This is a genomic window from Paenibacillus septentrionalis (genome assembly GCF_042659865.1).
GTDB lineage: Bacteria > Bacillota > Bacilli > Paenibacillales > Paenibacillaceae > Pristimantibacillus > Pristimantibacillus septentrionalis.
The window spans coordinates 337932-350414 of record NZ_JBHSTE010000005.1; the positions used below are offsets into that span (position 1 = coordinate 337932).

Genomic DNA, 12483 nt, shown 5'->3' on the forward strand with positions numbered 1-12483 from the left:
GGCCTGGCTGCATTCAAGCTTCGACGTCGACTACGCTGCAACGCAACACATCGTCATCAAGTTCGGACGTTTTGAACTTCCTCTTCCAATATAGGTTCAAAACGTTCGGGCTTCAGGACCAAGAAGATGAAGCAATACTAGAAAGCGAGTAGCGCAGCGTAGACAGACCTACGTGAGCAACGGAGCTTTCGGTAGAGCTTCATATTCGACGTCGACTAAGCTACCACGCGCCACATCGTCATCAAGTTCGGACGTTTTGAACCGCCCTCTATTATTTTTGGCCGTAATAGGCATCCTTCCCATGCTTCCTCAAATAATGCTTATCCAGAATGCCCTGCGGCAATTCCTTAGCGAAGCTGTTCAATTGTCGTGCATACAGATTCATCTTGCACACTTCCTCAAGCACGACGCTGTTTACAACTGCCGACTTTACATCTTTTCCCCAAGTGAAAGGCGCATGGCCTTGCAGCAGAACCGCAGGAATTGCCATTACGTCCAAGCCACGCTTCTCGAACGTTTCAATAATGACATGACCCGTCTCTGCTTCGTAACCGCGATCTACCTCTTCTTGATTCAAGAAACGCGCACATGGCACAGCGCCATAGAACGTATCGGCATGAGTTGTTCCCATGACAGGCACATCAAGTCCCGCTTGTGCCCAGATCGTTGCCCAGGTCGAGTGCGTATGCACGATGCCGCCAATTTGCGGGTAGTGTTTGTACAATACCGCATGAGTCGCAGTATCGGATGAAGGTCTCAGATCACCCTCAACGACATTGCCATCAAAATCAACCACAACCATATCGCTTGGCTTCATCTTCTCGTAGCTGACTCCGCTTGGTTTAATGACGAATAGGCCGCTCTCACGGTCAACCGCACTCGCATTGCCCCAAGTGAATTTCACAAGTCCGTGTTTAGGCAAATCAAGATTTGCTTGGTATACTTCTTCTTTCAGTTGTTCTAACAACGTTAGCCCCTCCCATTCTCTAGCAAGTGATCTACTGCTGCCTGTTCAATGGCAAGTCCCGCTTGATATCTCTTCATAAAGACTTGGAAGCCTTCAACATCCGTTGGATCTGGCGCAATCTCTTGTCCTTCAGCATCCTTGAATACCTTCTGCTCTAGGAAGTCATCCAGAGCCTCTTCTTGCTCCTTGTTCAGCATGTATGAAGCGAGAAGCGCCATGCCCCATGCTCCGCCTTCGCCAGCTGTAGACATAACCGAGATTGGTACATTCAGCGCACCCGCCAAAATTTTCTGTCCAACAACAGGCGTTTTGAACAAACCGCCATGAGCCAAAATGCTGTCAATCTCTACCTGTTCTTGCTCCGTCAGTATGTCCATTCCGATTTTCAATGCGCCGAAAGCTGTAAATAAATGAGTGCGCATGAAATTAGCCAAATTAAAGTTGCTTTCAGGCGAACGAACAAACAGCGGACGGCCTTGTTCCATGCCTGTAATATTTTCACCAGACAGGTAACCGTAGCTCAGCAAACCGCCGCCATCAGGGTCTGCTTCGAGCGCCTTGTTGAGCAGCACGCCGAATAACTTATCAGAATCGGAGCCGTATCCCATCGCAACTGAGAATTCACGGAACAGTCCCATCCACGCATTAAGATCGCTGGAGCAGTTGTTGGCGTGTACCATACCGACTGGACTGCCGCTTGGTGTGGTAACCATGTCGATCTCCGGATACACCTTGGACAGTTCCTTTTCCAGTACAATCATGGCAAAAACAGATGTCCCTACGGAAATATTTCCCGTACGCTTCCTAACACTGTTGGTTGCAACCATCCCTGTACCAGCATCGCCTTCAGGCGGACACAGCGGGATGCCAGGCTGCAGATCACCTGCAGGATCAAGAATGGCCGCGCCTTCCGCAGTCAGCGCGCCAGCCTGCTCTCCGGATAGAAGAACTTTAGGAAGAATTCCCTCCAGCTTCCATGGGTAGCCTTTATCGGCAATTAAATCGTCGAATTGCTTAATCATTTTGGAATGATAATTATAGGTTGATTCATCTATAGGGAAGATGCCGGACGCATCTCCAATGCCAATGACTTTTTCACCTGTCAATAGCCAGTGGATGTATCCTGCTAGTGTCGTAACAAATTCAATGCGAGGCACATGCTCCTCACCATTTAAAATCGCTTGATACACATGAGCAATACTCCAGCGCTCAGGAATATTAAACTGAAACAAGTCGGTTAGTTCTCTTGCAGCTGCGCCAGTTGTTGCATTGCGCCAAGTTCGAAATGGAACAAGAAGCTGACCTGTACGGTCAAATGCCATATAGCCATGCATCATCGCGGAAAAACCGATAGATCCGACGGTTTTTAGGGTGACGCCATACTTTTGCGCCACTTCCTGCTTCATTTCACGATAAGCGGTCTGAAGACCTGTAAGGATGTCTTCCTGGTTGTACGTCCAGTATCCGTCCTTCAACAAATTTTCCCACTCAAAGCTTCCTGATGCGATCGTCTCAAAACGTTGATCAATCAATACCGCCTTGATCCGCGTAGATCCAAATTCGATACCGAGCGAGGTTTCTCCCTTGGTTATCGCTTCCTTCAAGTCTACATGATTCATGATCACTACTATCCCCTCTCTATTCGTGCAATGAGCAGCATAGAATCTGTCCACTACCACGTATCGTAATGTATCCTCGTCACACTTCATATAACCGTTGTCATCCTGTACTGCTGCTTCCGATCAAGCCGGGTGCTTGATGAGATAACGTAACGGTTCGACCGAAAGAATGCGCTTACTATTGTCTAGACAGCCTTAGTATATTTTCTGTACGTACATTTGTCAATATTATATAAAGTTATACTTACATGAAGTTTTTGTCTTATTTTGTTTCTTGTTTCGGAATTTCGCTAAAGCTTACTGACGGCAAGTTGTATGGTTGAAACTGCACATAAGCACTGTATGTTTGCATTTAGTACGTTATGTGCTAGAATATGTACGTACAACTCTTTGAACAACGAAGAAAGTAGTGAATTGTATGAAGCCAAAGTACCAGCTCATTATAGATGATCTTAAAAGTCATATCCTTTCGGGCACGTATAAAGATGGCGAGAGAATCCCTTCAGAGTACGTTTTGCAGGAGAGCTACCAGGTTAGCCGCCAGACGGTTCGAAAAGCTATTCTGGAGCTATCCAACGAGGGCTTTTTACGAAGCGAAAAGGGATCAGGTACGTATGTCAGCAATCAGTACCGATCAAAAACGGGTACAAAGGCGATGAATAAAACAATCGGGGTCATTACTACCTATATTTCCGATTACATTTTCCCATCTATTATCCGCGGTATAGAAAGCCGGTTAAATGAAGATAACTATTCGCTGCTATTAGCCAGTACAAATAATGACATCGCGCAAGAGAAAAAAGCGTTGGAGATGATGCTATCCTACGGCGTTGATGGATTAATTGTAGAACCTACAAGAAGCAATGTTTACAATCCTAATATTGCATACTACCTTTCCTTTAAAGAACAGGACGTTCCGTTCACGATGATTAATGCCTACTACGAAGAGCTCGAAGTTCCTTTCTTTTGTTTGGATGACGTGCAATCCAGTTACCTTGCAACCAGAGCGCTCATTTCCAAAGGACATACTCAGATCGGAATTATCGCAAAAATGGATGACTTGCAAGGGAAGTATCGCATGAAAGGATTCATCAAAGCACTTGGGGAAGCCAGATTAAAGTTCCAGCCAGAGCACGTGCTTTCGTTCGATACCGCGACGAAGCCTGATTTGTCCGTTAACCTGGAAGCATTTCTTAGTGATCATCTTGACGGATTAACCGCATTAGTATGCTACAACGACGAGGTTGGCCTAGAGGTCGTGCAGGTATGCAGGAAGCTGGGAATCTCGGTACCTGAGCAACTGTCGATCATCGGTCAGGACAATTCGTATATCGCTAAAAACGCGAACATTAAGCTAACTACACTTACACACCCGCAAGAACAGATGGGTCGCGATGCAGCGGACTGGATCATTAAGCGGCTGCAGGGCAAAAAGGATCTGCCTGCAAGCACCATCTATCAGCCTGAATTCATTGAAGGGGAAACTGTTAAAGCAATCGAAGGAAAATAAATTAAGGAACGAATTGAAATCCATTTATGGAGTTGGTCAAATGTATCCACATCATCAAATTGCCATTAACGCTATTACCGACAAGTTGAAGATCAGACCAGAAGTTCAAGGAGTTATTATTGGAGGTTCTGTGGCGCATGGCTTCGCCAATGAATCGTCAGACATCGATATTATGATCGTCTACTCCGACGAGGACTATGCACGCTCCCGATCAACCTACAATTTGGGCTACTTTGAAACGGAAGCCTGCGCTTATGAGGGTGGGTATGTGGATGGCAAAATTATATCGCCTTCCTTCATTAAGCAAGTTGCAGAGTTCGGGAGTGAGCCGGCGAAATTTGCTTTTCAGGATGCATTTCTTACCTACTCCAACATTGACGGGCTGCAGCAGTTAGTCACTGCCGCAGCAAAATATCCGGTAGATAAAAAAGAGGAGAACATGCAAAAGTTCTATGCTCAATTTGAAACCTGGAAATGGTACTACTACGAAGGGTTGAAACGCGACAATCGTTTATTGATTGACCATAGTCTAACCCAGTATCTATTTTTCGCAGGAAGGTTGATATTGGCATACAATGAAATCCTGTTTCCATCCTACAAGTGGTTCCTGAAGGCTTTGCAGGAGGTTCCGAGCAAGCCGAAAGACTTAATGACCGACATCGATCAGGTACTTGAGAAACGAACGCCGGAAGCCGTTGAGAAGCTGTACAAGAGCATAGTAGAATTCCATAACTGGTACGCTGCGGAGCACCATTGGACGGTTCAATTCATGGTGGATAGCCAATTGAACTGGCAGGACGGGCCAGTGCCCGTGCTTGATTTGTAATCCATCCCGCAAACCGCCTGCTTAAAAATAATTGTTCTGCGCAGTCGAGGCAGGCGGCTTTGCTTGCGACTCTTTCTTCGTGCTGCACGAATCATTCGGGCGACGGTATCTTCCCGCTTCCAGCTTCATATCGATAAAGTCAACGACCTGCTGCAGCGAGTCAATTTGGCTGACGATATTTTCCCGGTGCTTCTTTAGACGCTCCACCAATTCAGGATATTCTGCGGGATCAGCATCGGCGGTAACCGTCAAAAACGGCCGCATTTCCTCCAGCGGCATCCCCGTCTTTTTCAGGCAGGAAATCAATTGGAGCGTTTGGATGTCCTCCTGTCGATAAATGCGATGGCCGTTTTCCTTGCGCTCCGCTCGGGGCAGCAACGCGATCTTTTCATAGTAACGAATCGTGTCCTCGGAAATGCCGCTTTGCTCTGCTGCTTGCTTGATCGTAAAGGTTTGCTCCGCCTTCATTCTCGTCCCCCCAAACATATTTTATTATGCATTATACATCTTGGAGCTGGCTCCAAGTCAAACTGTTCTCCAATAAGCCAAGCCTCATTCTCCACTCCTTGACTTGGAGTCGACTCCAAGTTTTACAATGAGCGCATCCAGGGAAATATCCCTGTTTCAGAAGGAGTGAGAGACAATGAACACATCACAACCTAAATATACCGCATTAATTACTGGTGCAAACGCCGGGATCGGCCTGGAGTTAGCACGGAAGCTGCTGGCGGAGGGCTGGCAGGTAGTTGCTTTGAATCGTTCGGAGTTTCCGGCAGACGATACAAGCATCGAAAAAGCGCGCAAAAGCAGGCAGCTGCGCATTTATAAAGTGACTGACCTCGCGGATTACGGGGGCTTGAGAAGAGCGCTGCAGCAGATCAAATCCAATGAGCAGCAAATCGATATTTTGTTTAACAACGCTGGCGGCAGCTTTCCAGAGCTAAGTTATTCAAAGCAAGGGCGAGAGAAGCATTACGAGGTAATGACAGTAGTGCCGTATATTATATTGATGGAATTAAAGGAGCTCCTTAAAAACGGCAGCTTAAAAACGGTAATTAACACCTCAACCTCAGCCATCAAATTTACGAAGGAATTGAGCATTGAAATTTTGGAGCGGCCTAAAACGTTCCGCAAGCTGATTGGCCCGTATGCCACCTCCAAGCTAGCGCTATCGCTATGGTCTCAGGCCATCGCACCGCAGCTTGCCAAGGATGACATCAAAATCCGTAGTGTAGACCCAGGCAGCAACAATACGCTAAGAAAAGGAAAAAATTCCGGTCTGCCTTTATTGGTCAAGCCATTGATGAAGCTGTTCTTCCCCCCGCCAACTAAAGGGGCGAGTCTGCTGTATGAAGGTGCTCTTGGAGAACAGCGAGCTAAGAGCGGCGTATTTTTATTGAAGGGTCAGGTTGCGGAATTAAAGTTTCAAGATCAGGCACAGCATGTACTGGATAGGGTAAAGGCGATTTACGAGCATGAATTTTTACAATAGCTTTTTTAAGTCAGCAAGCGTCGTCCGAACTGCAGGCGCGCTTCAAGCTCAATTCTATACTTGCAATCCTCGCAGCAATGCATGCCTTGCCGGTCCCGCTTTACGTAGTCGTATGCCTGAGTTCCTTCGAACACTACAAACTCGTTTTTACAAATGTAACAGGTCGCATGAAAGCGAAATCCATTGGAGTAGCTTTGCACGAAAATCCCTCCCGTTGTCGCGATAAGGTGCAACGCCATTGACGTGGCAGCCACGATACGTTATAACAATATAAAAATCAAAATAACACACTGTGCTATTTATTTTAATACAGTGTACTAAATAAAACAAGAGGTGTGTATCTTGCCTAAAATCGTGGACCACGAACAAAAAAGGAGACTGATTGCCGAATCAGCTTGGCATATTATCGAAACAAAAGGGATTGAGCATGCTTCTATTCGTGCCGTTGCCGCTGCAGCAAAATTGTCGCCGGGCGCGTTGCGCCATTATTTTTCGACGCAGGATGAGCTGCTGCTGTTTATCGTGGATTACTACCTGACAAGAGCAGCACAGAATGCAGAAGGACTGGAAATTAGCCATATCCCGTTGAAAGCCGCAAAGGAAGTGCTGTTAGAGCTGCTGCCTATGAATTCAGAAAAACGAACGGCAATCAGCGTCTGGTGGGTATTTGCCATTCGTTCGCTCACAAGCTCAGCCCTGCAGGCAAAAATGAACGAGCTTACGGACGGACTTCACCACCTGACTAAAACGGTTCTCGGCCTGCTCGCTGATGCGGAGCTGCTTCTCCCGTCAATAGATATCGAGCTTGAAAAGCTTAGATTAGCCGCAGTTGTCGAAGGCTTGAACATCCTTGCATTGCTTCGCCCGGAGCAATATACACCTGAAACGATTGAGCGGATCATCAGCTCGCATTTAGGTGAGCTTTGCATACGCAATGCGGATATGTAGAGTTGCATATAGAATGATCGACAACAATTATAAAAGCCGTCTCCGAAAATCTATCGGAAACGGCTTTTAACTTAATCTGTCAGCTGCAACATAAAATTATTCCAAAATCTTAGCAATCGAGTCATAATTGTAGCAAACTCTGCGCGAGTAATATCTTGGTTCGGTTTGAATGTGCCATCTGCGTATCCTGTAACAATTTGATTCGATGCTAATGCATCAATATATGCATAGGACCACGAGCTGGTATTTACATCGCTGAAGGAAGCTCCTCCAGTACCTTCTAACTTAAATGCTCGAGCAATGATTGCAGCTAACTCTCCACGTGTAATCATTCCTTCGGGTCGGAACGTTCCATCACTGTAGCCCTGCATTAAACCGGATTGGAAAGCAGCACCGATATAAGAATTAGCCCAGTGTCCAGCAGGAACATCTGCAAAACTGCTTGCTTCGCCTTCTAATCCAAGATGTGTTGCAATCACTTTAATCGATTCTGCACGAGTCAAGCTGCGCTCTGGACGGAAGCTTCCGTCTAGATAGCCATTTAACAGCCCTTTTGAGACTAATCGATCGATGCTAGCCTTAGCCCAGTGTCCTTCTGTATCTGTAAATTCGATTACCTCAGGAGAATCTTGTTGCCCATCAGTACCCTCATCTTGTTGCGGATCTGTAGGCTCCACCTCTTCATCCTGTTGCGGTGCTGGATCAACAACCGGTGGAGGAGTTACAGGTCCAGGAGGAGTAGTAGGTCCACCTGTATACGTTAGAGCCGGAGCGTATTGCGTAACCATTCTAGCCTGTGCTTGTTGCTCAAGTGCGTAACCCATACCAAGAATGTTGGCATCGTCCCAAGCTCTGCCTACTAGCTGCATCGCGATGGAATATCCATTAGGGCTTTCACCAACTGGGACGACTACTGTCGGCAGACCTACATTAGAAGTTAATACTCCAGTACCTCGGTCAGAGCTTAGTTGACTTGTAGCGCCATCATTGTTGTAAACATCACTTATGAATCCAGCATAGACTACGCTGTCTACATTAGCCTCATCCATCCACTCTTTAATAACCTCTTTGTATGCCGTTCTGTAATCAATATACGCTTGTACCTGCTCTTCAGTCATACGTTCGCGTTGATTCAAATTTCTTTTGTTGTACAATAGTACCTTATCGGACGCTAGCAGTTCATCACCAGTTGCATATGGGAAATCCTCGTGCAGCTCAATATAACGAGCCCAACCTTCCGTTGAACCATTAATACCAGCAGGGCGCTGTGGAGCTCTTGGAGGTGCACTCATTTCTACCATTGTTGCACCTGCTGCCTCAAGTTCAGAGAACTTAGCCATAACTGCTTGTCCTGTACCATCATCAGCGAATGCAGATTCAAAAGAAGCAGGGATATATCCAATTCGCTTCCCTTCTAGCGCATCAACTTTTAGAGCCTCAGTCCAGTCACTAGGACGTTTTGCGTCAGCCTCTACTGTAAGTATATCTAGCGGATCCGTACCTGTAGTCGCATTTAATAGATACGCAAGGTCAGTAACCGAACGCGCAATTGGTCCTGCATAGTCCTGCCCCCATGTTAGTGGCATTACCCCGCGTACACTAGCCATTCCATCTGTACCACGGAACGTTGTTAAGCTAGCTCCAACACTCGGCGCGTATAAGGAAACACCTGTTTGTGAACCCATAGCAGCTGCTGCAAAATCTGCTGCGACAGATACTGCTGATCCACCGCTTGAGCCAAACGACGTTTTAGATGGATATAGTGCGTTCCATGTTTGCATCCATCCGCTTTCACTAAAGCTGCCGCTGTTAGCAAACTCAGAAGTATTTACTTTACCAATGATAACCGCACCAGCTTCTCTAAGCTTTTCAACTTGATAAGCATCCGTTTTAGGCTGCCATCCCTCAAGAGCTTTAGAGCCAGCAGTAGTTGGCATATCTTTCGTATCGTAAATATCTTTAATCGCAATAGGAATACCTAGTAGTTCTCCAGTTTCTCCTGCTCGACGAGCTCTGTCTGCTGCTCTTGCCTGTTCAATTGCAGTTTCTGAAACATGTAGGAAAGCATGAAAGCCTAGTTGACCGAAGTCATAAGCTCTAATTCGATCCAAATAAGCGCGTGTAATTTGCTCGGACGTCGTTACGCCCTTTTCCATATCTGCTTGCATTTCAGCAATCGTCTTATTTGTAACATCATAAGGGGATGTCGTGATCAATGCAGGTGCCGCAGGTGCTGCTGGAACAGCAAGTCTAGTAACAGCTGCACATGCTTCCGCATCTACATCAGCAATGGCGGACAAGTCCCAGTTGCTAATTGTACAAATTTGTTCAGGTGTGAGATTCGCTACATCTGGCTCAGTTGTTAATGCATTCAGAGCAGTAACGGTACTAGTCACACCTTCTTCACCCGTTTCTCCAACAAGAACATATCGAACGAGCGATTTTGTTTCGCCAGGCTCAATGTCTAAGCTGTGAATAAAGCCGTAAAAGTTTGCATCATTACCGGAGGTTGCTAAAGGCGTTGTGAAGGGATCCTTTTGCTGATTTCCTGTTGCAGTAAAAGCACCTTCAAAAGGAGCAGATGAACCTAATACAACACCGACAGGTCGATCTCCTTCACGGCTATTCCCTACTAATACCCATGAATCCTCTGGTGTAATATCAAGATCTTCGGATGAAGTTGCTTTGACCTGACCAGCGAATTCAGCAGTACCATAACCTAGTGAACCGCCAAATGACACATCTACCGTTACAGTATTATTCGTTGTATTGGTAAAGGTATCAAAAAATCTAGTTTTATTATTCTCTTCATCAAAATAAATATCGCGCGTAATTAATACATTACCTAAATTGACAGATTGTGTTGTATTGAACGTATCAACTTCATCAAATTCCAAGCCAAATCCGCGCATCATTTGCCCATTCATAATTGGCGCTGGCGTAGAAGATACTTTCACAAAGATATTACCGAAGCCTTGTGCTTGTGATGAACCAATTTTACGCAAGCTGCCCGTATCAAGGTTCGGCGCAAAGGAATCATGGAATTCCCACTCTGCACCATTTTGAGATTTCAGAACCGTTAATGCACTCGCTGACTGAAACGGAAAAATTCCAGTAACCACTACCGATAATGCTAGCGTTGCCGCTAACACTTTTCTTTTGCTCCAGTTTGCATGAGCTTTTGAACGTGCAGGGAGTGAAGGGTTTTGCTTTTTATGGCCAGATTTAAGATTAATCAATATTTCTCAGCTCCTTGTAGTTTGGTGTAATAAAATATAACATCACTCTATTAAAACGGTCAATAATCTTGAGAATTTTAATAGAATATCTCACATTAATTCAGAAAACTATTGTGACTTCTATACAATATCAGTACATTTTCGCATTAATTTCACATAATATGTAATGTTATTTTACTTATCGATATTTTACTAGATAGTTGGTAACGTTATATGAAGCTAGTAAATTAAAAATAGCAGGATCAGCACTCTATAGATGAATGCTATCCTGCTATTGTTTGTCCTATTTTGTTTAACTGACCAAAAAACGAGTTCTCGGGGAATTGCAGTGTTAGCCATGAGAAATAGATTCTTTCTCCTTCTATCCAATATGAAAATGCCAGCACCCGGTACAGGTACTGGCATTTTATCAAGATGCTTCGGTATACCTTTTGAAATTGTCCATAATCGCTTGCCAGCCTGCCTGCTGCATATCAACGGGATTTGTGCTTTCTGCGTCAAACACCTCAATAACCTTCGTTGCATCACCTTGAGCCTCGAATCTAATTTCGACTCTTCTCCCATCCTCCATCGTATAGGAGATTAGCTCATGTAGTTTTATATCGTCATACACTCCTGAGAAGTCAAACCCCATACTGCCATCTTTCGCTTCCATTCTCGTTACAAATTTGCCGCCGATTCGCAAATCATTCTCCGCTCTCGGTGCATGCCATTCCTCTGTTGCTTGATTCCATTTCTTAATATGCTCCGGTTCTGTCCAATACGTCCACACCTTTTCGATCGGTGCTTGAATGACCGCTTCCACGCTTACCTTTGTCGTTTCCATATTAAAACACACCCTTCTCAGCTTGCTATATTTTTGTTCTCGATGATAAAGACGTCATCCATATTTCAAATTCATCGGTTTATGTGAGTCGGAAGGCCAAATCGTTCAAATAATTTTGTATGAATAAAATTTTGTACGTGTAGTATTTTATTGTCCCTTACTTCAATAACATGAATCCCCCAAGGAACCAAGATGGATTCCTCTTCACTTGGCATATACTGCGCGTAGGCAGGATAGCCTCCATTCACGGTTACAGGTATAAATCTTGACCCTTCACAATGACTTCGAGTAAGTGAAAAGAACTTGAACAAATCGTCCTTGCCGCGAACCCACATAGCGAAAGGTGGCATAGACATACAGCCTTCCTCATGGAATAGTGATACTAAGGCATCAATATCGAATTGTTCGAAGGCTTCCACATACCGTGTTAGCAGCTCTTGATCCGGCTCGACATCCATTCTGCTTAGCTCATCTGACCGAAGATTGGTTCGATTTATTGATTCTCTCGCTCGTTGCAAGGCGCTGTTAACGGCAGCTGCCGACATGCCTAACGTTTCTGCGATTAGTTTCGAGGGCCATTCAAATACATCCTTTAGAATAAGCACCGCTCGCTGACGAGGCGGTAAAGTTTGCAAAAGGGCGAGAAAGCAAAGCTGCAACGTATCCTTACGCATCATTGCATGCTCTGGATTCTCCGCAAAATCTGGAGCAACCCAGATCCAAGACGATTCAGGCAACGTATCGCGCGGTGCGATAATGGCTGTTGCGGGATCGGATAGATCTACTGGAAGCGTTCGACGTTTCGCCTTTCTCAGCTTGTCCAGACAAACGTTTGATGCAATACGATAAATCCAAGTTTTATGTGACGATTCGTGTCTAAATGAGTCCCAGCTTTGCCACACACGAATGCAGGTATCCTGAACGGCATCGTCTGCATCATCAATAGATCCGAGCATCCTGTAGCAAAAGGATGTTAACTCTGGTCGTAAGTCCTCTAATAGCTGCATATCGAATGCAGTTGCGCTCATACAGTGCCTCCTCTTAGGATAGATCGTC

The 12483-nt window shown here is 45.4% G+C and carries 11 protein-coding genes; 4 read left to right on the forward strand and 7 right to left on the reverse strand.

The genetic code is table 11. The annotated features are described in order from the left end of the window. Window positions 1-271: 271 nt before the first annotated feature. On the reverse strand, window positions 272-967 hold the full coding sequence (locus ACFP56_RS16375; RefSeq protein ID WP_379236478.1) for an L-ribulose-5-phosphate 4-epimerase: 696 nt from the start codon (window positions 965-967) through the stop codon (window positions 272-274). A gap of 2 nt (window positions 968-969) precedes the next feature. Continuing rightward, on the reverse strand, window positions 970-2586 hold the full coding sequence (locus ACFP56_RS16380; RefSeq protein WP_379236480.1) for a xylulokinase: 1617 nt from the start codon (window positions 2584-2586) through the stop codon (window positions 970-972). Between the two features lie 418 nt (window positions 2587-3004). On the opposite strand from ACFP56_RS16380, the gene ACFP56_RS16385 reads away from it, so the two are divergent. Then, window positions 3005-4096: a GntR family transcriptional regulator gene (locus ACFP56_RS16385; protein ID WP_379236482.1), complete on the forward strand. Its 1092-nt coding sequence runs from the start codon at window positions 3005-3007 to the stop codon at window positions 4094-4096. A 40-nt stretch (window positions 4097-4136) separates the two neighbouring features. Next, window positions 4137-4922 carry a nucleotidyltransferase domain-containing protein gene (locus ACFP56_RS16390; protein WP_379236484.1) on the forward strand — a complete coding sequence of 262 codons (786 nt, stop codon included), beginning with the start codon at window positions 4137-4139 and terminating at the stop codon, window positions 4920-4922. A gap of 21 nt (window positions 4923-4943) precedes the next feature. Here ACFP56_RS16390 and ACFP56_RS16395 read toward each other — a convergent pair whose 3' ends face one another. After that, complete coding sequence (locus ACFP56_RS16395) at window positions 4944-5390, reverse strand: MerR family transcriptional regulator (protein ID WP_379236486.1); 447 nt, start codon at window positions 5388-5390, stop codon at window positions 4944-4946. A 175-nt stretch (window positions 5391-5565) separates the two neighbouring features. On the opposite strand from ACFP56_RS16395, the gene ACFP56_RS16400 reads away from it, so the two are divergent. Beyond that, window positions 5566-6414 carry an SDR family NAD(P)-dependent oxidoreductase gene (locus tag ACFP56_RS16400; protein WP_379236488.1) on the forward strand — a complete coding sequence of 283 codons (849 nt, stop codon included), beginning with the start codon at window positions 5566-5568 and terminating at the stop codon, window positions 6412-6414. A 5-nt stretch (window positions 6415-6419) separates the two neighbouring features. On the opposite strand, the gene ACFP56_RS16405 is transcribed toward ACFP56_RS16400, so the two are convergent. Next, the gene (locus ACFP56_RS16405) at window positions 6420-6614 is read right to left on the reverse strand and encodes a hypothetical protein (RefSeq protein ID WP_379236490.1); all 195 of its coding nucleotides are present in this window, start codon (window positions 6612-6614) and stop codon (window positions 6420-6422) included. Between the two features lie 142 nt (window positions 6615-6756). Between ACFP56_RS16405 and ACFP56_RS16410 the strand changes: the two genes are divergently transcribed. After that, window positions 6757-7362 (forward strand): TetR/AcrR family transcriptional regulator, encoded by a 606-nt coding sequence (locus ACFP56_RS16410; RefSeq protein ID WP_379236492.1) that lies wholly within the window; start codon window positions 6757-6759, stop codon window positions 7360-7362. A 71-nt stretch (window positions 7363-7433) separates the two neighbouring features. Here ACFP56_RS16410 and ACFP56_RS16415 read toward each other — a convergent pair whose 3' ends face one another. From ACFP56_RS16415 to ACFP56_RS16425, 3 genes are all read right to left on the reverse strand, one after another. Continuing rightward, the gene (locus ACFP56_RS16415) at window positions 7434-10601 is read right to left on the reverse strand and encodes an amidase family protein (protein WP_379236494.1); all 3168 of its coding nucleotides are present in this window, start codon (window positions 10599-10601) and stop codon (window positions 7434-7436) included. Between the two features lie 409 nt (window positions 10602-11010). Further along, on the reverse strand, window positions 11011-11427 hold the full coding sequence (locus tag ACFP56_RS16420) for an SRPBCC family protein (protein WP_379236496.1): 417 nt from the start codon (window positions 11425-11427) through the stop codon (window positions 11011-11013). A 71-nt stretch (window positions 11428-11498) separates the two neighbouring features. Next, on the reverse strand, window positions 11499-12455 hold the full coding sequence (locus ACFP56_RS16425; RefSeq protein ID WP_379236498.1) for a sigma-70 family RNA polymerase sigma factor: 957 nt from the start codon (window positions 12453-12455) through the stop codon (window positions 11499-11501). Between the last annotated feature and the right edge of the window lie 28 nt (window positions 12456-12483).